20 protein-coding genes and 2 tRNA genes are annotated in these 20656 nt (G+C 63.9%); 15 read left to right on the forward strand and 7 right to left on the reverse strand.

All coding sequences use genetic code 11. The features are described from left to right. The first annotated feature begins 289 nt into the window (after positions 1–289). Together EP867_RS08260 and EP867_RS08265 are read left to right on the forward strand one after the other, a co-directional pair. On the forward strand, positions 290–1792 hold the full coding sequence (locus tag EP867_RS08260) for an ABC transporter substrate-binding protein (protein WP_128488054.1): 1503 nt from the start codon (positions 290–292) through the stop codon (positions 1790–1792). Positions 1793–1866: 74 nt separating this feature from the next. Further along, a complete protein-coding gene (locus EP867_RS08265) occupies positions 1867–3072 on the forward strand; it encodes a metal-dependent hydrolase family protein (RefSeq protein WP_128488056.1) in 1206 nt (401 codons plus the stop codon). 69 nt (positions 3073–3141) lie between these two features. Here the strand turns inward: EP867_RS08265 and EP867_RS08270 are convergent, their stop codons facing one another. Both EP867_RS08270 and EP867_RS08275 read right to left on the reverse strand, forming a co-directional pair. After that, the gene (locus tag EP867_RS08270; protein ID WP_128488058.1) at positions 3142–4650 is read right to left on the reverse strand and encodes a M81 family metallopeptidase; all 1509 of its coding nucleotides are present in this window, start codon (positions 4648–4650) and stop codon (positions 3142–3144) included. 31 nt (positions 4651–4681) lie between these two features. Continuing rightward, the gene (locus tag EP867_RS08275) at positions 4682–5743 is read right to left on the reverse strand and encodes a substrate-binding domain-containing protein (RefSeq protein WP_128488060.1); all 1062 of its coding nucleotides are present in this window, start codon (positions 5741–5743) and stop codon (positions 4682–4684) included. A 280-nt stretch (positions 5744–6023) separates the two neighbouring features. On the opposite strand from EP867_RS08275, the gene EP867_RS08280 reads away from it, so the two are divergent. The 5 genes from EP867_RS08280 (at position 6024) to EP867_RS08300 (ending at position 8710) form a co-directional block, all read left to right on the forward strand. Further along, a tRNA-Asn gene (locus EP867_RS08280) sits at positions 6024–6098 on the forward strand. A gap of 278 nt (positions 6099–6376) precedes the next feature. Beyond that, entirely contained in the window at positions 6377–7075 is a 699-nt protein-coding gene (locus EP867_RS08285; RefSeq protein ID WP_128488062.1) for a ZinT family metal-binding protein, read from the forward strand. Positions 7076–7157: 82 nt separating this feature from the next. Further along, a complete protein-coding gene (locus EP867_RS08290; RefSeq protein ID WP_128488064.1) occupies positions 7158–7874 on the forward strand; it encodes a hypothetical protein in 717 nt (238 codons plus the stop codon). Between the two features lie 126 nt (positions 7875–8000). After that, positions 8001–8077 (forward strand) — tRNA-Asp (locus EP867_RS08295). A 135-nt stretch (positions 8078–8212) separates the two neighbouring features. After that, positions 8213–8710 (forward strand): hypothetical protein, encoded by a 498-nt coding sequence (locus EP867_RS08300; protein ID WP_128488066.1) that lies wholly within the window; start codon positions 8213–8215, stop codon positions 8708–8710. Here the strand turns inward: EP867_RS08300 and EP867_RS08305 are convergent. Further along, positions 8680–9108: a TIGR01244 family sulfur transferase gene (locus EP867_RS08305; RefSeq protein ID WP_128488068.1), complete on the reverse strand. Its 429-nt coding sequence runs from the start codon at positions 9106–9108 to the stop codon at positions 8680–8682. The two genes, EP867_RS08300 and EP867_RS08305, sit on opposite strands and share 31 nt — an antisense overlap. An 88-nt stretch (positions 9109–9196) precedes the next feature. After that, entirely contained in the window at positions 9197–9412 is a 216-nt protein-coding gene (locus EP867_RS08310; protein ID WP_128488070.1) for a hypothetical protein, read from the reverse strand. 123 nt (positions 9413–9535) lie between these two features. On the opposite strand from EP867_RS08310, the gene EP867_RS08315 reads away from it, so the two are divergent. Continuing rightward, a complete protein-coding gene (locus tag EP867_RS08315) occupies positions 9536–9790 on the forward strand; it encodes a DUF2312 domain-containing protein (RefSeq protein ID WP_124964173.1) in 255 nt (84 codons plus the stop codon). A 127-nt stretch (positions 9791–9917) separates the two neighbouring features. Here the strand turns inward: EP867_RS08315 and EP867_RS08320 are convergent, their stop codons facing one another. Together EP867_RS08320 and EP867_RS08325 are read right to left on the reverse strand one after the other, a co-directional pair. Beyond that, positions 9918–11546 (reverse strand): capsule biosynthesis protein, encoded by a 1629-nt coding sequence (locus EP867_RS08320; protein WP_128488072.1) that lies wholly within the window; start codon positions 11544–11546, stop codon positions 9918–9920. Then, entirely contained in the window at positions 11530–12183 is a 654-nt protein-coding gene (locus EP867_RS08325; RefSeq protein ID WP_128488074.1) for an ABC transporter ATP-binding protein, read from the reverse strand. Before EP867_RS08325 ends, EP867_RS08320 begins: the two co-directional genes overlap by 17 nt. 199 nt (positions 12184–12382) lie before the next feature. Here EP867_RS08325 and EP867_RS08330 point away from each other — a divergent pair, with 199 nt between their 5' ends. The 3 genes from EP867_RS08330 to EP867_RS08340 all read left to right on the forward strand — a co-directional run bounded on the left by EP867_RS08330 (position 12383) and on the right by EP867_RS08340 (position 16024). Next, entirely contained in the window at positions 12383–13192 is an 810-nt protein-coding gene (locus EP867_RS08330; protein ID WP_128488076.1) for an SseB family protein, read from the forward strand. Between the two features lie 75 nt (positions 13193–13267). Beyond that, a complete protein-coding gene (locus EP867_RS08335) occupies positions 13268–14299 on the forward strand; it encodes a thioesterase family protein (RefSeq protein WP_128488078.1) in 1032 nt (343 codons plus the stop codon). 135 nt (positions 14300–14434) lie between these two features. After that, on the forward strand, positions 14435–16024 hold the full coding sequence (locus tag EP867_RS08340; protein ID WP_128488080.1) for an ABC transporter substrate-binding protein: 1590 nt from the start codon (positions 14435–14437) through the stop codon (positions 16022–16024). A 59-nt stretch (positions 16025–16083) separates the two neighbouring features. On the opposite strand, the gene hemC is transcribed toward EP867_RS08340, so the two are convergent. Beyond that, positions 16084–17031, reverse strand: coding sequence for a hydroxymethylbilane synthase (gene hemC, locus EP867_RS08345; RefSeq protein ID WP_128488082.1), 948 nt, complete (start codon positions 17029–17031; stop codon positions 16084–16086). A 143-nt stretch (positions 17032–17174) separates the two neighbouring features. On the opposite strand from hemC, the gene hemE reads away from it, so the two are divergent. From hemE to hisA, 4 genes are all read left to right on the forward strand, one after another. Then, on the forward strand, positions 17175–18206 hold the full coding sequence (gene hemE, locus EP867_RS08350) for a uroporphyrinogen decarboxylase (RefSeq protein WP_128488084.1): 1032 nt from the start codon (positions 17175–17177) through the stop codon (positions 18204–18206). 84 nt (positions 18207–18290) lie between these two features. Further along, the gene (hisB, locus tag EP867_RS08355) at positions 18291–18878 is read left to right on the forward strand and encodes an imidazoleglycerol-phosphate dehydratase HisB (protein ID WP_128488086.1); all 588 of its coding nucleotides are present in this window, start codon (positions 18291–18293) and stop codon (positions 18876–18878) included. A gap of 75 nt (positions 18879–18953) precedes the next feature. Continuing rightward, positions 18954–19592 carry an imidazole glycerol phosphate synthase subunit HisH gene (hisH, locus tag EP867_RS08360; protein WP_128488088.1) on the forward strand — a complete coding sequence of 213 codons (639 nt, stop codon included), beginning with the start codon at positions 18954–18956 and terminating at the stop codon, positions 19590–19592. Between the two features lie 253 nt (positions 19593–19845). After that, positions 19846–20565 carry a 1-(5-phosphoribosyl)-5-[(5-phosphoribosylamino)methylideneamino]imidazole-4-carboxamide isomerase gene (gene hisA, locus EP867_RS08365; protein ID WP_128488090.1) on the forward strand — a complete coding sequence of 240 codons (720 nt, stop codon included), beginning with the start codon at positions 19846–19848 and terminating at the stop codon, positions 20563–20565. The last annotated feature ends 91 nt before the right edge of the window (positions 20566–20656 follow it).

Here is a 20656-nt window from a genome sequence, read left to right on the forward strand (position 1 = left end):
CGCTTGATGCCATCGCGCCGAAGCTTTGAAAAGCCTGCTCTTTGCAGAGATTTCAAACCCGATCCGCCTGAATCGCATGAACGGAAAGGATAAATCGCTCCATTGGAAAGAAATTTCTCCGGTGCTCACCGGGAAAAGAACAGCCTCCCTGAGATGCGCTGAAAAAGGGAATGCCGCGAGCATTGCAGGAATCGAGCCGTTGTGACAGCTTTTGGCCATGGTAGTCGCGCAAACTGCGATCTCAGAATAATCGGCGGACAGGCTCCGCCCCCGGCAATGGATTGAACTGATGGCTCTGAAATCCTGGGTCACCGCGGCCCTTCTGGCGGCCACTTCGCTTTCGGGTTTTGCTGCGCCGCTGGCGGCGAAAGAGACCCTGGTCGTGGATTTTGTGGCTGAACCCGCCTCGCTCGATCCCCATGGCCAATGGGACGTGGCAAGCTACACGGTCTATCGCAATATCTTCGACAATATGCTGACCCGTGATGAGACCGGCGCGATCCAGCCGCAGATTGCGACCTCCTGGACCTATCTGTCGGATACGGAAGTCGAATTCAAAATCCGCGATGACGTCACCTTCCATGACGGCGTGAAGCTGACCGCGAAGGATGTGGCCTTCTCGGTCAACCGTATGATCTCGCCCGAATATGCCAGCCCGCAGAACGGCCAGTTCAACCAGATCGAAAAGGCGGAAGCCAGGGATGACACCACCGTCGTTCTGACCACCAAAGGCCCCTATCCGGTGCTGATGGCGCAGCTGACGAAGCTGTCGATTGTGCCTGAGCATGTGGCAGGCAAAGTCTCGAAAGAAGAGTTCAACCTGAACCCGGTCGGCTCGGGGCCCTATAAATTCGCCAAATGGACCCGTGGCGTTGAGGTGCTGGTCACGCGCAACGACGAATATTGGGGCGAGAAAGGCCAGTTCCCGCAGGCTTCCTTCCGCTCGGTCCCCGATGGGGCGACCCGGATTGCCAATATCCAGGCGGGTGTGACCGATATTGCAGCGAACTTTGACAATGATCTCGCCGATCAGCTCGAAGCCTCGGGTGAAGGCAAAGTGCTGCCGGTTCTGGGAGAGCGTCTGGCCTTCTTTGCGCTGAACCCCAGTGTTGAGCCGCTGGATGATCTGCGCATTCGTCAGGCGATTGCTCATGCCATCGATAAAGAGGGCATCGTTGAGGGCATTCTGGGTGGCTATGACGCTGTTCTGAACCAGATGACGACCCCGGTTTCTTTCGGGCACGTCGAAGGCATTACCGCGCCGGACTATGATGTCGAGAAGGCCCGCGCCCTGGTGGCGGAAGTTGGCGAGAAGGCGAAGACCCCCTTCAAGCTGCTGACCACGCCGACCTATGATCCGCGCGTTGTGCAGGCCATTCAGCAGATGCTGGCGGAAGTCGGCCTGACCGCAGAGATCGAATCGGGTGATATGGCGAACTGGATGAAGCTGATGCAGTCCGACCGCCAGACCACCCCCGGCACCGCTTTCGGTCGCTGGAGCTGCGGCTGCCAGGATGCGGATGGCGTGCTTTATTCACTCCTGAACTCCAAGAGCGCCTGGGCCAGCGCCGAGAACGCAGAGCTTGACGCCCTGCTGGAAGAGGCCCGCGTGACCATCGACCAGGACAAGCGTCTTGAGCTTTACAAGCGCGTCCATGAGATCAACGCAGAGCAGCTTTACATGATCCCGCTTTATCAGGCCTCGGTGATCTATGGGGCGGCGAAGAACATCGACTTCAAACCGCTGCCGAATGAAAACCTGTTCCTGAACCGCGTACGCATCACGGAATGATCAGGCCCCTGGCCTGAGACAAGGCCGGGCTGCCCAGAGGGTGGCCCGGCTTTTGGCTTTATGAAAGAGACCCGATGTCTGTTTTTGTGAAAAACGCCCATATCGTTGATGTGCAAAGCGGCGCTGTCTCGGGCGGGACGACGCTGACTCTCGAAGGCGGCGTGATCCGCGCGATCGGGGACGGGGCGGCCCCGGCGGGGGCAGATGTGCTGGACGCCCGGGGCGGCTTTGTGATCCCGGGGCTGATCGATGCCCATGTCCATGCCATTGCCTATACGGCTGATCTTGGCACGCTGCCCTATGCCTCCCCGGGCTATGTGGCGCAGCGTGCGGGCGTGGTTCTGAATGACATGCTCAGACGCGGCTTTACCACCGTGCGCGATGTGGGCGGGGCTGATTTTGGTCTGGCGAAAGCGGTCGAAGAGGGGCTGATTAAGGGCCCGCGGCTGCTTTACGGCGGCAAGGCGCTTTCGCCCTCGGGCGGGCACGGCGATCACCGGGGCATGGGCGGCAATCTCGAAGAGCCCGCCTATGCGCAATACAGCCTTGGCCGCCGCTGCGACGGGGTGGATGAGGTGCGCCGCGCGGCGCGCGATGAAATCCGCCGGGGCGCGCATCACATCAAGATCATGGCCAACGGCGGGATTTCCTCGCCCACCGACCGCATCACTTCGGATCAGTTCTCTGAAGATGAGATCCGCGCCATCGTCGATGAAGCCGAAATGGCGAACCTTTACGTCGTCTCGCATACCTATACCGCGCGCTCGGTTGCGCGGGCGGTGCGCTGCGGGGTGCGCTCGATCGAGCATGGCAATCTGATCGATCCCGAGACCGTGGCGCTGATGGTGGAAAAGGGGGCCTGGCTCACGCCGACGCTGTCGATCTTCCGCGCCATCCATGAGGTGGGGCTGGAAAGCGGCTTTCCTGCCGACCGGCTGGAGAAAATCCGGGTGGTGCTGGAAGGTGGCGTCAATGCGCTGGAACTGGCGTGGAAGGCGGGCATTCCCATGGCCTATGGCACCGATCTGATCGGGCCGATGCAGAGCCGCCAGCTGGATGAATTTGCGCTGCGCGCCGATGTGATCCCGCCGCTGGGTCTTTTGCAGCAGGCGACGATCAACGGCGCAAGGCTGATCCGCATGGAGGAGAGCCTTGGCCAGGTTGCCGTGGGCTTCCGCGCCGATCTTTGCATCCTGAACGCCAACCCGCTGGAGCCGGGCGTGCTGCCGGCCTTCGCGCAGCATCTGCAGGCTGTGCTGAAAGACGGCCTGCCGGTCTGAGCGGCAGTGACTGTGAGGACTGAAAAAGGCGCTCTCATCTGAGAGCGCCTTTTGTTTCTCCGGCAGCCCTCAGGGCAGGGCGATTTCTTCGTCAATCAACGCCGTCCACTCCGCCTCGCTCAGATCTTTCAGCGGCAGGATTTGGGTGGCGCGGCGGGTGAAAGGAAAGACCCGCGCATCGGTGGAGGCGAAACCGCCGCTGTCGACCACAAAGACCCCTGCTTCGGCCAGCGGCGTATAGGAGGTTCGGAAGTGGTTGGAGGATTTGACGTGGATGATGGATTTCTCTTCGAGCACAATGCCCTGGCTGCGGAAAGCCTGAGTGTCATAGGCCTGAATACGCTCGGTCGTCAGGATGATATGGCCTGCCTCACCGATGCGCAGAATGGCGCTGTCGCCGCCCTCCAGCAGTTCCCCCTGCAGGTTCGCGCCCTCATTGCGGTATTTCAGATCTGAGAGCCGCTCAACCAGCACCTCCGTCTCCCAGGGCGACCCGTCGCGCAGACGTCCCATCGAGATGACCCCGCGATTGCCCGCGCCAATCTTTTGCGCCGCTTTCACCGCCTCCGGGTCAACCAGGAAGCCGGCGGCAAAGGCCAGGCCGCTTTGTGCCAGATCGCGGAAAATATCTGCCACATCGGCCACACCGCCCGAGCCGGGATTGTCGCCCGCATCCGCCAGCACCACACGGCCCCGGGCGGCGGCCGCAAAGATGGTCTCGCGGGCTTCAGCCCAGAGCGGTGCGCGGCTCAGCGCGGCCTCGCGGCGCGACCACAGCGCGGCCGCCATCTCGCGGCAGGCCTGATCCATCGCGGCGCGGTCGGTGCCGGTGACCAGCACCGAGGTGCCGACCTGATCGGTGTCGTGATAGGGAAAGCCCCCCATCATCACCACATCGCTGAGGCCGGGACGCAGGCTCAGGTCCTCACTCAGCGCCACCAGTTCCGAGAAAGGCGCGGTGTCCGAGGTCTGCGCCGACATCGGCACCATGATCGGCAGGCGGTAGCGCCGGCTGCGCGGCTTTGCCGGATCGCGCAGCAGCTCAATCATCCGCGCGCCGCGCTCTTTGGTGTCGGAATGCGGATAAAGCCGCCCGCCCATGGCGATATCGACCACCTCGCACAGGCGCGGCTCAAGATTGGCGTGGAAATCGAGGGTGACCCCCAGGGGCACATCCGCCCCGATGCGGGCGCGGACCGCCTCAGCCAGTCGGGTCTCAGGCTCCGGCTCGCCCTCGACATGCAGAGCACCATGCAGGGCCAGGGCGACCAGATCGACCGGGCCTTCGGCCAGTATCGCATCAAAAGAGGCCAGAATCTCGTCGCAAAGCCGCCGGTAAGAGGCCAGATCCAGCGTGCCGCCGGGCAGGCAGCCGGTGCAAAGACCAAAGCTCACCTCATAGCCGGCCGCATCCAGCGCCGTGGTAATGCCGCCGAGCCAGTTTGAGGTCGCCCCGAATTCAGCCCGCACCGCCGCGCCGGTCACATATTGCGCGCGCAGAAAGCCATCGTAATCGGCTTTGGTCGGGGTGAAGGCATTGGCCTCGTGGAAAAGCTGAAGAACGGCGGCGCGGGGCATGGGGAGGTCCTGTCAGTGAAAGAGAGAGGCGTCAGGCGCTGTCGCGGCGCAGGATCTGAAAACCGGTGTCCTGGGCCGGGCAGGTCTCGCCGCTGCCGGGCATCAGGCGCAGCAGCGCGGCATGGCCAATGGCCTCAGCATCCAGCGCAACCGTGGTCAGAGCAGGCAGCGTCTGCCCGGAGATTTCGTAATTACCCCAACCGGATATGGCAATATCCTGCGGCACCCGCAGCCCGCGGCGCTGGCATTCAAAAAGCGCGCCTGCGGCGATGATATCGGTGGGGCAGATCACGGCCCGGACCTGCGGCGCCTGCGCCAAAATCGCCGCCATGGCGGCGGCCCCTTCGCTGAAGCTGTCTGTGGCTCCGACCGGATGGATGATCCCTCGGGCGCCGGGGACTGCGGCCACCGCTGCCTCAAAGGCCGGGCGGCGCAGACGGTAGCGGGCGGCAAGCGCGCCATCGTGATCGATCAGCGCCAGCACCCGCCGCCCGGCCTGAAGATGCAGTCCGGTCATGGCCGTCATGGCCGCTGCCGCGTCATAGCCCACGCCTTTGCCCGCATCCGCCGGAAGGAGCCAGGTCTCGATGAAAGGCGTGGCGGTCTGGCGCAGCAGTTGAAGCGTGCCGGGAGAGTGATCGCCGCCGATCAGCACCACACCGCCGACCCGCAGTCCGATGAAAGTCTCAACGGCCTCCGCCTCGCTCTCAGGGCTGTCAGCAAAACTCAGGATGATCCGCCGCCCCGTCTCCCGCGCGGCCCGGCGCAGCCCGCTGAGATAGCGCTCAAAAGACGAATTCCGCATCGTCGGCAGCAGAACGCCCACGACCGGGCTTTGCCCGCTGGCGAGCGTGCCGGCCAGCACATCGGGAATATAGCCCAGCTCCCGCGCTGCGGTCTGCACCCGCGCAAGGGTGTCACTGCGCAGCTTCTCGGGGCAGCGGAAGGCATTGGAGGCCGACATGAGAGAGACGCCCGCGCGACGCGCCACTGCGGCGAGCGTCACACGCCCGCTCTGGCGCGAACGGCGCTTCGCTTCGGCAGGGGCGGGGCTCAGCACCGCAGCGCCCGGGTCAGCTTTGTGCTCGGTCATTGTCCATCCGGTCTCTCTGCTCTCAGGGTTACAGAGAAGGGGCAGGGGGGTAAAGGCGCTGTCCGCGCTCTTTTCCGGCGGGAGAAGCGCGGGGGCTGCCGGGGGGGACTGCGGGGCCGCAGTAACCACTCTGAGCCTGCCATGGCGTGTAAAATAAGGCCCGCGCGCGACTTCGGCCCGTCCCGGAGAAGAAAAATCGCAAGGCGCGGAAAAAACTTCATAAAATCTGCTTTTTTGCTCTGGACGCCACCGAACACCATAGCTATACCACCCCACATGTTCCGGCGTAGCTCAGCGGTAGAGCAGTTGACTGTTAATCAATTGGTCGTAGGTTCGATCCCTACCGCCGGAGCCATAAAATCTCTGAGAGATCAGTAGTTTAACGAAGAAGCCCCCGCGAGGGGGCTTTTTTCGTTTCTGGCCTGCGCGATCCACTCCGTCACCTGTTGGCATGGCTTTTGCCACTTTCACGCAGGCACCGCTGTCGCGCCCCCGTATCCGTATATTTCCCCCCTTGCTGCCGCCGGGACATTCGCGCCCCGTCACGATGAGGCTTGCTTTTGATCGGGCATCTGAGTTACCCGGGCTTTGTTATGGTATAACATAACGAATCAATCTGAGACCGGAGCCATCATGTATCGTCCCTTCCTCCTCTCAACTCTTTGCCTTTCTGCTGCCCTGACCGTTGCGGCGCCGCTTCAGGCGCAGAAGGCGCCCCATAGTCATGGCCACAGCCATGCTCATGACCACTCCCACAACCACGCCCACGATCACGCCCATGATGAGGTGGCGGAAAAGATTGCACGCGGCTATTTTGAAGATGCTCAGGTTGCCCCGCGTCCCCTGTCTGACTGGGCAGGGGAGTGGCAGTCGGTCTGGCCGCTGCTTGAGGATGGCACCCTCGCACCGGTTATGGCGCATAAGGCGAAATCGGGCAGCCGCACCGCAGCGGACTGGACCGCCTATTATGAGACCGGTTATCGGACCGACATTGCGGCGATCACCATTACGGCTGAAGGGGGCTTTGACTTCCTCCGTGCGGATGGCAGCGGGTTTGCGGGACACTACGTCAGCGACGGCGAAGAAATCCTGACCTATGCGAAGGGAAATCGCGGCGTCCGCTTTATCTTTAAAAAGACCGGCGGCGATGATGAGGCTCCGGCCTTCGTGCAATTCAGCGATCACCGCATCGCGCCCTCGGTCTCGGACCATTTCCACCTTTACTGGGGGGGGGATCGTGCCGCGCTTTTGCAGGAAGTGACCCATTGGCCGACCTATTACCCGGCCAGGCTGAGCGGGGCAGAGGTTGCGGCAGAGATGATGGCGCATTGAGCATCCAAGGGGGCCGGCTTTCGGCCCCCTTGGCAAAACCACCGCAATGATGTCACTGAGGCCCGGAGCAGGGATCGGGGCCATGCGACAGGCGCTTACACAATCTGACAGCGGGAACTGGCGGTTCAGCCTGTCAGAGGGCAGCGGGCCGGATCTTGTGCTGGCCTTTTCCTCGGTCGGGCATGACCCCGATCAGATGCCCTCTCCTGAGTTTATCACCTCCGGCTCGCAGGGCGGGCAGCGGCGGGTGCTCTCAATCGCGGATCGCGGCCGAAGCTGGGGGCAGGACCCGGAGTTTGCGCCCCTGCTGTGCCGCGAGGTGGCAGCGCTGAACCCGCGTGGCCGTCTCCTGGCCGCCGGCTCCTCCATGGGGGCCTGCCTTGCGCTCCAGGCGGCAGCGATTCTGCCACTGACCGCGGTGCTGGCCTTTGGTCCGCAATGGGCGCTGGGTCCGGACCACCCTGAGGAGACGCGCTGGCCTTTGTGGCAAAGCCGTCTGCGCGCGGGAGCCGGAGTGCGGGGCATCTGGCCGCCCCCGCCCGGGGTCTACGTCACTTTGATGCACGGGCTGCAGGATGACCTGGCTCAGGCCCGGGCCTTCCCGGTGCGGGCGGGCGTCGATCATCTGCTTTTTCCGGGGGGCTCTCATTCAGATCTCGCCCAGGGCCTTCGCAGTCGCGGGCTTCTGGGCGGGATGATTGAGGCGGCCATGGAGGGGGATCGGCGCAGGCTGATGCGACTTGCCTCCTCAGCGGGCGGCATTTCACGCCGCAAGCTGTGGCCGCAGCCTGGCGTCTAAGCCAAAGAAACCCTTGACGAAAAGCCGGGCGTGACCGGGGTCTGAACTATTTGTCTCGGGCCGGATGATTTTTGCTTTCGGGCGGTTGACGCCCCCGCCGACATTCCGTAAACACCCCCTCACAGCGCGGTTGTAGCTCAGTTGGTTAGAGTACCGGCCTGTCACGCCGGGGGTCGCGGGTTCGAGCCCCGTCAACCGCGCCACGCTTCAAAAGCCCTCCGGTTCTCCGGGGGGCTTTTGACATTTCCGGCACTGTGTTGTTCCCGGGCGCTGTTCCCGGAAGGTGTTTGTTAACCAGGTTATGCGATGGTGGGTCATTCGACAGCCGGAGCTGAGATATGGCACATTCGCATTTCGCCGCCCCGCGCCCCCTGCGCGCGAAAGACCTGGATCCTCTGCTGACAGAGCTGACGGCGATCTCGCGTCAGGCGGAGGATATTCAACATCGCATCGCGGTTTTGCAGGCGGGGGGCGTGCTGCTGCGACCGGGCTGGCCCACGCGGCGTGTCACGCCGATCGACGACCCGCTGCCCTCATCGCCGGAAGCGGAGGATCAGACCCCTGCCGGGCTTTCTGAGGAAGGGTCTTCGCAGGACCCATCTGCTGAGGCGACAGCTACGGAGTCTTCCGGGGCCCTGGCCGACACGGAAGGCTCGCAGGCGGAAGAGGATCCGCTGACCCTGATCCTGCGCATCGCCGGCGATCTTGAGGAATTGCGCAGTCGGGACGATGCGCCCTCGGCAGCAGAGCTGCAGATCCGGGCCATCCGCGATCGAATCGCCCGGAGTGCGGCGCTCAGCGCGGCTTATTTGCCGGAGGCCAGCGCCTCAATCTGATCGCGCCAGATTTCCATGTTGTAGCCATGCCGCGCGGGCAGTGCGACCAGCTCATCGGTGGGGCGGTTGCCCGCCTGGCTCAGAGCCCAGACGATCGAGGAGCGGTTGCCCGAAGCGCAATAGGCCAGCACGCGGCCGGAGGCGCCGGCGATTGCCTCACCCTGGGCCGTGACATTCTCCATGGTGATTGCGCCGCCGATCACCGGATTTGCGATGAAGGCAAGGCCCGCGGCTTCGGCGGCTGCGCGCATGGCATCAGTCCCGATCTCGGCGGGGATTTCGCCATCGGGGCGGTTGTCGATGATCAGGCTGTAATCGGCCTCGGCGATCTGCGGCAGATCCTCAAGCGCAATCTGCGGGCTGACACTGTAGTTTTCGGTGATTTCGCGGATAGTCATCACTGTCTCTTTCCCTGGGCCCGGCATCATCCGGCCGAACCGGTTTAGCATAATTCGCCGCGCGGGCAGCAAAAAGCGGCCCGCAGCCTTATTTCAGCACAAGCCCGGCAACCACCGCACCAAGTCCCAGCGCCGAGACCGCAAAGGCGGCGAGGTTGACCGCCACAACGCGTTGCACAACCGCATTCAGCTCGTGCTGCGGCAGGCCTGCGCGTTTCGCGCCGATGACACGGCGGATGCACCAGAAAATTCCGATAAGCCCGGCCACCGTCATCGCCGCCCCGGTCCAGATCAGCCATTCCATCGCGGTTTCCCTTTTGCAGTTTTCCCGCGCACCTAAGGCCAGCACCCCTGTGCTGGCAAGTCTTCTTGAACCGGGGGGCGGCGGCGTTTAGGAAGGCAGGGACCCCCGCGAAATGAGGCGCAAATGACCAACCCGAATGATGCCTATGCCGTGACGGCAGATGAACTGCGTCAGTTCATTGAGCGTTTTGAGCAGCTCGAGGCGGAAAAGAAAGACGTGACCGAGCAGCAGAAAGAACTGCTCGCTGAGGCCAAGGGCCGCGGCTATGACACCAAGGTGATGAAAAAGCTGATCACCCTGCGGAAGCGCAAACCCGATGACATCGCCGAAGAAGAGGCGATCCTCGAAATGTATAAAGCTGCACTCGGGATGAACTGAGCACAGCAAGACCCCCGGGCCCCGCGCCGCGGGGGTTTTTTCCTGCACAATCTGCTTTTCCCGCACGGCTCGCCGGATTTTCAGGCGATCTTTGCCCGTGAGCGCCGTTTGAGCCCCTGACGGCGGCTCACACCTGCTCGCGCAGGATTGAGGCGGTGAGCGAGATCATCAGGTAAAGCCCCGCAAAAATCAGCATGGCCACGGCGGTATTTTCAAAGGCACGCGGATAGCTGGCGACATCGGGGGCCACCGGCGCCACGGAGAGCGACAGATACCGCTGCTGGCGGTTGGCCTCGATGCGGGCGGTTTCAAGCTGTTGGGCGGCCTGGGTCAGCAGAAGCTGGCGGGTCTGCACATCGGTCTGCGCCAGAACCAGCTCAGATTGAATCCGCGCGATGGAGCGGCCGGAGGTCGTGTCGTCCTGGGTCAGCCGGTCGCGCAACTGCCGGATCTGAACCTCCAGCGTCGAGATCCGCCGCTCCAGCGGCTCCACCCTGGCGCGGTTGGGTGTGGCGTTTGAGAGCATCTGCGCCAGGGCCAGGCGGTCCTGGGTTAACTGCGTCTCCAGCGCGGTGATCTGGCTGGAGAGAAGGGTGATTTCCACCTCACCGGAGAGGACTTTATTGACCTCCTGCAGTTCAACAAGCCGGGTCTGCGCCGCCAGAAGCCGGCTCTCGGCCTCTGCGAAACTGGCGTTTGCGCCTTTCATCTGGTCGTTGCGCAGCCGCTCAGAGAGCTGGTTCACCTGCTCTTCGGCGTAATGGATCAGCCGTTCAGACCAGGCGGCGGAGAGCTTCGGATCGGGGGCCGAGACTTCCATTTTGATGATCCCCTCGGTGGGGTCATAGGCGATTTTGACGTATTTCTGGTAAATTTTATAGGCGGCTTCGATCGAGTTTGGATCGTCCAGGCGCTGCAGCTCATCCACATTGGGATCGGCAAAGACCGCGCGGAAATCCAGATCTGCGTCGAGGCGCAGCATGGCATCACGCGACTGCAGATAGCCCTGCACCGCGATGGAATCCTGCGAGGTGGCAAACTGCGTCCCTGAAAACAGCCCGCCCAGCCCGCTGCCGATCTGACTTTCGGCCTGCTGGATCACAAACTCCGCCCGTGTGGCATACATCGGTGTTGCCAGAAGGCTGTAATAAATCCCGGCGATCAGCGTCGGGATCCCGACGAACAGCCAGAGCCTTGCCCAGAGCATGGCCATGCGACGGCGCCGTCTGCGTGCGATATCGCGCTGAATTTTCTGAATATCCGCCGCGTGGTTCTGCTGTGCCCGGGCTTCGGGCGGCAGGAGCAGATCCGGCCCGGCCGCTTTGGCAGGATTGCGCCCTTTGGCGACCGCAGGCAGCTTTCCGGCCCCCTCCGCGCGGGGGTCTTTCTTTGGCGGAACCGGGGGCGGGGTCTCAGGCGAGGGGGTGGCGATCACCTCCCCGATGGCATTGCTGCGCGCGAAGGGATCGATCCCCGCGGCCTTCAGCTGGCGCAGGGCATCTTCGTCACTGGCCGGGGTCAGCCCCTGTTTTTCCGCGATCCGGCGCAGCATGCGCAGCTGGCGCGGGCTGAGGGCGGAGACATCGCTGCCCCTGGCCACAGGCGCGGGCTTCGCGCCGGAAGCCTCCTCGCTCAGAACTTCGCCGGTCAGGGCAGGCTTTGTCGCCGGACGGGGGGCAGAGGCAGCCGTGCGCAGCGCCGCAAGCGGCTCAGGCAGGGTCAGACGAAAGCGCGGAAGCTCACTCTGTGTAGTCATAAAGCCGCTTCGCCTCTTCCAGACTGTCGAACATATAAAGCTGCCCGTTGCGCAGAACCCCGGCGACCTGACAGAACTTTTCAAGAATTTCAGATTGATGCGAAACGATGACCACGGTTTTTCCCACCAGCCGCTCGCGCAGGATCGTGCCCGCTTTGCGGTTGAAAGCCACGTCGGTGGTTGAGGGCATCCCCTCATCAATCAGATAGATGTCAAACTCCATCGCCAGCATCAGCGAAAAGGAGAACCGCGCCCGCATGCCCTGGCTGTAGGTGCCGACGGGCATGTCGAAATATTCCTCAATCCCGCAGAGCCAGCGGCAGAAGGCTTCGACGTAATCGGGATCAAGGCCGTAAAGCCGCGCGATATAGCGGGCATTTTCGGTGCCGCTGTGTTTGTTGTTCACCCCGCCCATGAAGCCCAGCGGAAAGCTGATCCGGCTGGTGCGGGTGATGGTGCCTTCATCCGGCTTCTCCAGCCCCGCCATCATATTGATCAGCGTGGTCTTGCCGGTGCCGTTGGGCGCCAGAATCCCAAGAGAGCGCCCCGGTTCAACCCGAAACGAGGCCTTATCGAGGATCACTTTGCGCTTTTTGCCGGTCCAGTAGCTTTTGGAGACGGCGTGAAATTCTATCATGGGGTTCCTCTGGCCCGGCGGGCAGGCCCGGGTGCTGCAGCAGCAGGCTATCGGTAAACAGGTTAAGGTCGCAATAAGGCAGCAATATGGAGCCTCCGGGGGCGATCTGCGGCAGGCTAACGCGGCAGGCGGCTTCACGTTGCATCCTGCGGGTCGAGCGCGTATCGGAAAGGGGCCTTTTTGCCCCGGAGGATGGCCCATGACCGCAGATGATCTTACGCCGCTGGACCGCGCTCAGGCGCTGATGCTGGCCGATCCTGAAGATGACGGGGCGCGGCTGCGCTATTACCGGGTGCTCTCGGATGCGGAGCTGTTTTTGCTGCTCGAAGAAGAGGCGGTTGAGGGCAATATCAGGCCGCGGGTCTTTCCTCTCGACAGCGGGCCGGTTGTCCTGGCCTTCGACAGTCAGGAGCGGATGGTGGATTTCACCGGCATCGCCAGCCCCTATGTGGCACTGCCGGGTCGGGTGATTGTGAACCATCTGACCGGGCAGGGCACCGGGCTCGGGATCAACCTTGGCACGCCGGAAGCTGCCTGGCTGATGGCCCCTCATGCGGTGGACTGGCTGGCTGAGGTCCTCAGCGTGACCCCCTCGCAGGATCGCGGACGCCCGGCGGGCTTTGCGGCCCCCGGGGAACTGCCGCGCGCGCTGAATGAGGCGCTGGCGGTGGCCATCGGCGGGGCCGGTGGTCTGGCCGCCGGGGCCTGGCTGGCACGGGCGCGGTGGAAGGGCGGCTCGGAAGAGGGGCTGGTTCTCGCCTATGTGGGCGCAGAGCCGGGTGCGGAAGAGGCGCTCGCCCGCGCGCTGACCTCGGCGCTGGCCTTCTCGGGGCTTGAAGATGAGCAGGTGGATCTTCTCTTCCTCAATGCCTCGGATACGGCGGCTCTGCGTCCGCTCCAGGAAGTCGGGCTGGCGCTGCGCCTGCCGGAGCCCCCTGCGCCTGAGCCTGAGCGCGCTCCGCCGCCGCCGCCCGGGATGGACCCGACGAAGCCGCCGAAGCTGCGCTGAGCGCCACTTTCCCTCTGCAGGGCTGGCCCCACCGGTCCTGGTGGGGCAGACTGGCCTTCAAAAGCGGGGGGCCTTATGCAGATTTTGGTTGATGGCGATTGCGAGCGGGCAATGCAGCTCGCGGCACAGCTCTGCCTGAACGGTCACGAGGTGGTCCTCAGTGCCGCCCTGGCCGGATGCCGCGCCGGACTTAATACACTCACTGACCGGCTGGAACTGCCGCTGGCGCGGTTGAGCGATCATGCTTTGCCCGCGCGCGGGCGCATGGAAGTTTCAGAGGATCTGAAAGGCGCAGCGGAGCGCGCGGATCTTTGCCTTCAGATCGGCTCCGGTGGCGGGCTCTGCGCCGGGACGGGCCTGATGTTGCAGCCCGAACTGCCGCAGCCCGCCTGGCTGCCCTTTTGCCATCTGCCGCAGGGAACGCCGGAGACCGCGGCGCTGATGGAGGCTGCGGGCTTTCTGCTCTGCACGCCCGACGAGATCCACAGCCTCAATGCGCTGGCGGCCTCGGTCTCTGGCCTGCCGCAGCGGGAGGAGGCGCTCAGCGTCCTTCTGCGGGCCCTGCGCGATCAGGGGCTGGGGCCGGGGGGGAAGCTGCTCGCCCGCGATCAGGCGCGGGAGACTGTGCCTGAGGCTGCATCAGAGGGGCCGGTCCGGCTGAAGGTGCTGCCCTCCTGGATCGATTACAACGGACATATGACGGAAAGCCGCTATCTGGCGGTCTGTTCGGAGGTGACGGATGTGGTGCTGCGCCGGGCAGGCATCGATCTGAGCTATGTCGCGGGCGGCTTCAGCTATTACACCGTCGAGACGCATCTGCGTCATCTGCGCGAAAGCAAACTCGGGCAGGAGATCCTTGGCGGGACGCGGGTCCTGGGCGTGGATTCGCGGCGTCTGCATCTGCTGACCACACTTTGGGTTGAGGGGCAGGAGGTCGCCACGCTTGAGCAGATGCTGATCCATGTCGATATGGCTGCAGGCCGCGCAACAGCCGCCTCAGAGGCGGCCCTCGCGCCGCTGCGCGCCATGGCCGCCGCCCGTGCGGCAGAGCCCCTGCCGGAATGGCTGGGGCGCGGTATACGCCGGATCGCTGCCGCTCAGAGGTGAGAGACAGAATCGCGTGATCAGAAGTCACGCAAAAGTGGTGAAAATTGCAGGAGTAGTTTGACGTTAAACCATTTGCCCCCCCGCCGCATGCACGTTATCCCTGAAAAGACAAGATGGCATTCGGAGGGGACGATTATGGAAGGTGAACTGGCATATCTGGCGGGCCGCACCAGTCGCGGGCTGCACAGTCGCCGGGCCTTCCTGGGGCGGGCCGGTGCGCTGGGGCTGTCGATGGTGATGGCGCAGGGCCTGCTGGTAAGCGCGGCTCAGGCGGCGGGTCCGCAAAAGGGCGGTGTGCTGCGGGTCGGGCTGCACGGCGGCGATTATGCCGATACGCTCAACCCCTTACGTGCCATCTCTGCGGTGGAACGGTTCAACCTGCGCTGCGTCGGCGACACACTCATGGCCAGCGACAGCGAGGGCCGTCCGGTTCCCGCCGCCGCCGAGGAGATCGAGGCCAGCCCCGATCATCGCACCTGGGCTTTGCGCCTGCGCGAGGGGCTGCAGTTTCACAACGGTCAGGCCGTGACCGGCGCGGATGTCGCGGCCACCCTCATGCGTCATGCCGATCCCGCGAATCGCTCAGGCGCCTCGGGCCTTCTGAGCGGGATGGAGAGCGTGACCAGTGACGGCGACCATGTTGTCATCAGCTTTGCTGACCCCAATCCCTGGTTTGCCGAAGCCCTGACCGATTACCGTCTGGTGCTGCAGCCCGCCCCCCTGGGCAATGGCGTGGTGCATGAGGTGTTCTCCGGCCCCTATATCCCGCGCATCAATGAACCCGGGGTGCGCCATGTCTTTGAGCGCAATCCCCGTGACTGGGACAACAGCCGCGGCCATGTGGATCAGATCGAAGTCCTGGTCATCAACAATCATGACGCGCGGCTTGCGGCGCTGTCGTCGGGGCAGATCCATCTGGCCAATCGCGCCGATCCGCGTAAATCCGCGCAAATCGCCGCGATCCCGGAGGTGCAGTTCGTGCGTGGTGCTTCGGGCGGGCGACTGGCCTTTTCGATGCAGACCGGGGCTGCGCCCTATGACCGGTCCGATCTGCGGCTCGCGCTGAAATATGCGCTCGACCGCGATGCGATCCTGCGCGATGTGCTCAGCGGCTATGGCCGGATCGGCAATGACCTGCCCTTCGCGCCGGGGGACCACGCGTTTCTCGCCGGGATCAGCCAGCGCAGCTATGATCCGGAAAAGGCCTCCTGGCATTACAAACGCTCCGGCCATGAGGGGATGCCCCTGGTGCTGCGCGTCTCCGACATCACCTGGCCCGGCGCGCTTGAGGCGGCAGAGGCTTTTCGCACCTCCGCCACCGCCGCAGGGCTGCCGGTTGAAATCCGCCCCGAACCGGCAGAGGGCTATTTCACCGAAGTCTGGAACAAAAAGCCCTTCACCGCTTCGTATCACGACGGCACCAGTTCGGCGGGGCGGCTTTTGTCGACCTATCACCTCTCGGCCTCAGCCTGGAATGAGACGCGCTTCGGCGGTGAGGCTCTCGACAAACTGGTGATGGAGGCCCGCGCCAGCGCAGATCCGACCCTGCAGCAAAACTGCTTTGCCGAAGTGGCGAAGATGCTTCATGAGCAGGGCGGCTCGCTGATCCCGGTGCATTGCGACAGCTTTGAGCTTGCCTCATCAGAGGTGCAGGGCTTCACCGCGCATCCGGACGGCGAGATGATGGGCGGCGCTGCCGGGATCCGGGTCTGGCTGAACGCCTGAAGGGGTTGCATTAAAAAAGCCGGGCAGGCTGCCCGGCTTTTCGCATTGATAAGGCCCGCTCAGGCTTTGAAGTCAAAAAAGCCCGGACCCGCCCGGGTCAGCAGATCCCGCGCCAGATCGCGTCCCATGTCAGCCCCCGCCGCAATGGGGCCGCGGCGCTCTCCGCGCAGCACGGAGCTGCCGTCGGGGCGCAGAATTTCGCCGCGCAGCCACAGGTTCTCTCCTTCCAGAAGGGCAAGACCCGCAATCGGCGTCTCGCAGGAGCCGTCAAGCTCGGCGAGGAAAGCGCGCTCTGCACTCAGGCGCTGCGCCGTCGGCAGATCGCGGATCGGTGCCAGCAGCGCATCCACTGCGGCATCCTCCAGGCGGCGCTCCACCCCGATCGCGCCCTGGGCGACCGCAGGCAGCATCTCTTCGGGGGCAATGGCGCTTTGTGCCACCTCGGTGCGGCCCAGACGGCTCAGACCGGCCATGGCCAGGAAGGTCGCCTCTGCCACATTGTCATCAAGCTTTTTCAGCCGCGTCTGCACATTGCCGCGAAATTCCACCAGCTTCAGATCGGGACGGCGGTTGGCCAGTTGCGCCCGGCGGCGCAGCGAGGACGACCCCACCACCGCGCCCTGCGGCAGATCATTGATGCTTTTGTAGCGCAGCGAGACAAAGGCATCGCGCACGTCTTCGCGCGGCAGATAGCAGTCGATGATCAGGCCGGCCGGCTGCTCAACCGGCATGTCCTTCATCGAATGCACCGCAATATCGATCGCGCCCTCCAAAAGGGCCTCCTCGATCTCGCGGGTGAACAGGCCCTTACCGCCGATCTCTTTCAGCGATTTGTCCTGAATCTGATCGCCGGTGACCTTGATCACCACGATCTCAAAGCAATCTTCGCTCAACCCATGAGCGGCGGCCAGACGGTCGCGCGTCTCAAAGGCCTGGGCCAGCGCCAGAGGCGAGCCGCGGGTGCCGATACGAAGAGGCGAAGCGGGGGTGGGACGCGCGTTTTTCATGACGCATGTCTTAGGAGTCTCGCGCGCCTCTGTCCAGCATCCCTCCGGAGCCACCAGGGCGGTGAGAATGTCGCAGACTTGACAAAGCGGGGGCTTCCGGGGACGAACCGGGGGGAATGTTGCAAAAAGAACCGGAGGCCGTGATGACGGACAAAAAACTTCTCAGGGCCCTTGCCGGTGAAAAACAGGCCGTGCCGCCGGTCTGGCTCATGCGTCAGGCGGGACGCTATCTGCCCGAATACCGCGCCACCCGCGCGAAGGCCGGGGATTTCCTGTCGCTCTGCTATAACCCGGAGCTGGCGGCAGAAGTCACCCTGCAGCCGATCCGCCGCTTTGGTTTCGACGGCGCGATTCTCTTCGCCGATATCCTGCTGATCGCCCAGGCCATGGGCTCGAAACTCTGGTTTGCCGAAGGGGAAGGTCCGCGCCTCTCCACCATCACCGATGCCGCAGGCGTCGCCGCCCTGCGCCCGACGGCTGACATCCATGAGACCCTCTCGCCGGTCTATGAGACGGTCAAGATCCTCGCCTCGGAACTCCCCAAAGAAACCACGCTGATCGGCTTTGCCGGCAGCCCCTGGACGGTCGCCACCTATATGATCGCCGGTCGCGGCACGCCGGATCAGGCCCCCGCCCATGCGTTCAAGGCCGCTGACCGCGCAGGCTTCGCCGCGCTGATCGACCGTCTTTCCGAGGCGACAATCGAATATCTCTCCGCCCAGATTTCGGCAGGCGCCGAAGTGGTGAAGCTCTTTGACAGCTGGGCCGGCAGCCTGAAAGGCGAAGATTTCACCGAATTCGCCGAGAAGCCCGCTGCCCGCATCATCGCCGCGCTGAAAGAGCGCCACCCCGGCATCCCGATCATCGCCTTCCCGCGTGAGGCGCGCGAGCGATATGTCGGCTTTGCCAAAGCGACCGGCGCGGACTGCGTCGCACTCGACAATTCCGTCGACGCGGCCTGGGCTGCGGAACATGTGCAAAAAGACGGCTGCGTTCAGGGCAACCTCGCGCCGCAGCATATGATCACCGGCGGTCAGGCGCTTGTCGATGAGGCCCGCCGCATCGTCGATACCTTCTCGCAGGGCCCGCATATCTTCAACCTCGGTCACGGCATCACCCCCCAAGCCGACCCCGATAACGTCAGCCGCCTGCTGGCCGCGATCCGCGAGCGCTGATTTTCATAAAGGGGGCCCGCGCGGCCCCCTTTGCTTACCTCCCGCCGCTGCCTATAAGACCGCAGCACAGAGCGAGGATATGTCATGCGTCAGGCCAGCATCACCCGGAACACCGCCGAAACCGCCATTGAGGTGCGCGTGAATCTCGACGGCACCGGCGCCTATGACATCAAAACCGGCGTGGGATTCTTTGACCACATGGTCGACCAGCTCGCGCGCCACTCGCTCATCGACATCACGATGCGCTGCGAGGGCGATCTGCATATCGACGATCACCACACCGTTGAGGACTGCGGCATCGCGCTTGGCCAGGCGCTCAGCAAAGCGCTCGGCGACAAACGCGGCATCCGCCGCTACGGTGCCTGCATCCTGCCGATGGATGACGCCCGCGTCACCGCAGCCCTCGATCTCTCCGCGCGGCCCTTCCTCGTCTGGGATGTCACCTTCCCGACCCAGAAGATCGGCACCTTTGACACCGAGCTGGTGCGTGAGTTCTTCCAGGCGCTTGCCACCCACGGCGGCATCACGCTCCACATAACGCAGGAAGCCGGCTTCAACAGCCACCATATCGCCGAGGCCGCCTTCAAAGCCGTCGCCCGCGCGCTGCGTGAAGCGGTCGAAACGGACCCGCGCAAAGCCGATGCCATCCCCTCGACCAAAGGCATTCTCTGAGGCGTCTTTGGGTTTTCCCAAATACTCCCGCCGGAGGCCGCACGGCAAAGCCGTGCCCCACAACAGGAGCAAACCATGCTGACCGTCCTCGTCGATTACGACAGCGGCAATCTGCATTCGGCCGCCAAAGCCTTCCAGCGCATGGCCGATGAGACCGGGGCAGGCGAGATCCTCGTCTCCGCGCGCCCCGAAGACGCAGCCCGCGCCGACCGCATCGTGCTGCCCGGCGACGGCGCTTTCCCGCATTGCCGCCGCGCCCTCTCGCTGCAGACCGGCCTCTTTGAGGCCATTGATGACGCGGTCACAAAACGCGCCATTCCCTTCCTCGGCATCTGCGTCGGCATGCAGATGCTGGCCACCTGGGGCCGTGAATATGAAGACACCAAAGGCTTCGGCTGGATCGGTGGTGAGGTGACCCGCATCACCCCGGCAGATCCCGCGCTGAAGGTGCCGCATATGGGCTGGAACGATCTGGTGATCGACAATCCCCACCCGGTCCTCGCGGGCATCTCAACCGGCGATCACGCCTATTTCGTGCACAGTTTTGCCATGCGCGTCGACAGCCCCGCCGAGCGTCTGGCCCATGTCGATTACGCAGGCGATGTCACGGCCATTGTCGGGCGCGACAACATTCTCGGCGCGCAGTTCCACCCGGAAAAATCCCAGGCCACCGGCCTGCGGCTCATCGCCAATTTCCTCTCCTGGAAACCCTGAGGGCCTGCGCCCGGGCGGCCCCTCCGGCCTGGCATTGAATCCCTTCTGACACTCTGTCGCCCGCAGGGTTAGCTATGGTCGCATGAGAATTGCGTCCATAGCTTTCCCCTCGCTGCCGGTTGCAGCCCTCTGCGGCAGGCTCAGGGGTACATTCTGTCAGCGCTGACCCTGCTTCCGCCTCCTCCTCTTGTCCGCTGCGGCCCGCCGTGGCATGAGACCCGAAATACGGATAGAAGCGCCCGGGGAGATCCATATGATCCTTTATCCTGCCATTGATCTCAAAGACGGCCAATGCGTGCGCCTTCTGCGCGGTGATATGGAGGCCGCAACGGTCTTTGGTGATGACCCGGCTGCTCAGGCCGAAGCCTTTGTGACGGCCGGCTGCCAGTGGCTCCACCTCGTGGACCTGAACGGCGCCTTCGCGGGCAAACCGGTCAATGCCGCCGCAGTTGAGGCGATTTTGTCGCGTGTGAATGTCCCCGTCCAGCTTGGCGGCGGCATCCGCGATCTGGCCACCATCGGCGCCTGGGTTGAAAAAGGCCTCAGCCGCGTGATCCTCGGCACCGTCGCGGTCGAAAATCCCGATCTCGTGCGCGAAGCCGCCCGCGAATTCCCCGGCAAAGTCGCCGTCGGTATCGATGCGCGCAAGGGCTTTGTCGCCACCCGCGGCTGGGCCGAAGAAACCACGGTCCAAGTAACTGATCTGGCAAAAAGCTTTGAAGATGCAGGTGTTGCAGCCATCATCTACACCGATATCGATCGCGACGGCGCCATGGGCGGCCCGAATATTGAGGCGACCCGCGCGCTGGCCGAAGCCGTCTCAATCCCCGTCATTGCCTCGGGCGGTGTCAGCCGGATGGAAGATCTGATCGCCCTGCGCGACACCGGCGTGATTGCCGGCGCCATCTCGGGCCGCGCGCTCTACGACGGTGCGATCGATCTGTCAGAGGCCATCCGCCAGCTCGCCCGCTGATCAAAGTCTAACCTCAAAAACCCCGAAAGGCGCCCGCTGCGGCGCCTTTTCTTTTGGGTTTTCAAAAATACTCTGCGGAGGGTCCGGGAGG

The organism is Falsigemmobacter intermedius, from assembly GCF_004054105.1.
GTDB classification, from domain to species: Bacteria; Pseudomonadota; Alphaproteobacteria; order Rhodobacterales; family Rhodobacteraceae; genus Wagnerdoeblera; species Wagnerdoeblera intermedia.

Coding starts and splice junctions, on each gene's coding strand:
- EP867_RS08290 (WP_128488064.1), top strand. CDS start 7,158: ATGCGACAGGCGCTTACACAATCTGACAGCGGGAACTGGCGGTTCAGC.
- EP867_RS08300 (WP_128488066.1), top strand. CDS start 8,213: ATGGCACATTCGCATTTCGCCGCCCCGCGCCCCCTGCGCGCGAAAGAC.
- hisA (WP_128488090.1), top strand. CDS start 19,846: ATGATCCTTTATCCTGCCATTGATCTCAAAGACGGCCAATGCGTGCGC.
- EP867_RS08340 (WP_128488080.1), top strand. CDS start 14,435: ATGGAAGGTGAACTGGCATATCTGGCGGGCCGCACCAGTCGCGGGCTG.
- hisH (WP_128488088.1), top strand. CDS start 18,954: ATGCTGACCGTCCTCGTCGATTACGACAGCGGCAATCTGCATTCGGCC.
- EP867_RS08325 (WP_128488074.1), bottom strand. CDS start 12,183: ATGATAGAATTTCACGCCGTCTCCAAAAGCTACTGGACCGGCAAAAAG.
- EP867_RS08260 (WP_128488054.1), top strand. CDS start 290: ATGGCTCTGAAATCCTGGGTCACCGCGGCCCTTCTGGCGGCCACTTCG.
- EP867_RS08335 (WP_128488078.1), top strand. CDS start 13,268: ATGCAGATTTTGGTTGATGGCGATTGCGAGCGGGCAATGCAGCTCGCG.
- EP867_RS08315 (WP_124964173.1), top strand. CDS start 9,536: ATGACCAACCCGAATGATGCCTATGCCGTGACGGCAGATGAACTGCGT.
- hisB (WP_128488086.1), top strand. CDS start 18,291: ATGCGTCAGGCCAGCATCACCCGGAACACCGCCGAAACCGCCATTGAG.
- EP867_RS08305 (WP_128488068.1), bottom strand. CDS start 9,108: ATGACTATCCGCGAAATCACCGAAAACTACAGTGTCAGCCCGCAGATT.
- EP867_RS08275 (WP_128488060.1), bottom strand. CDS start 5,743: ATGACCGAGCACAAAGCTGACCCGGGCGCTGCGGTGCTGAGCCCCGCC.
- hemC (WP_128488082.1), bottom strand. CDS start 17,031: ATGAAAAACGCGCGTCCCACCCCCGCTTCGCCTCTTCGTATCGGCACC.
- EP867_RS08270 (WP_128488058.1), bottom strand. CDS start 4,650: ATGCCCCGCGCCGCCGTTCTTCAGCTTTTCCACGAGGCCAATGCCTTC.
- EP867_RS08265 (WP_128488056.1), top strand. CDS start 1,867: ATGTCTGTTTTTGTGAAAAACGCCCATATCGTTGATGTGCAAAGCGGC.
- EP867_RS08310 (WP_128488070.1), bottom strand. CDS start 9,412: ATGGAATGGCTGATCTGGACCGGGGCGGCGATGACGGTGGCCGGGCTT.
- EP867_RS08285 (WP_128488062.1), top strand. CDS start 6,377: ATGTATCGTCCCTTCCTCCTCTCAACTCTTTGCCTTTCTGCTGCCCTG.
- hemE (WP_128488084.1), top strand. CDS start 17,175: ATGACGGACAAAAAACTTCTCAGGGCCCTTGCCGGTGAAAAACAGGCC.
- EP867_RS08330 (WP_128488076.1), top strand. CDS start 12,383: ATGACCGCAGATGATCTTACGCCGCTGGACCGCGCTCAGGCGCTGATG.
- EP867_RS08320 (WP_128488072.1), bottom strand. CDS start 11,546: ATGACTACACAGAGTGAGCTTCCGCGCTTTCGTCTGACCCTGCCTGAG.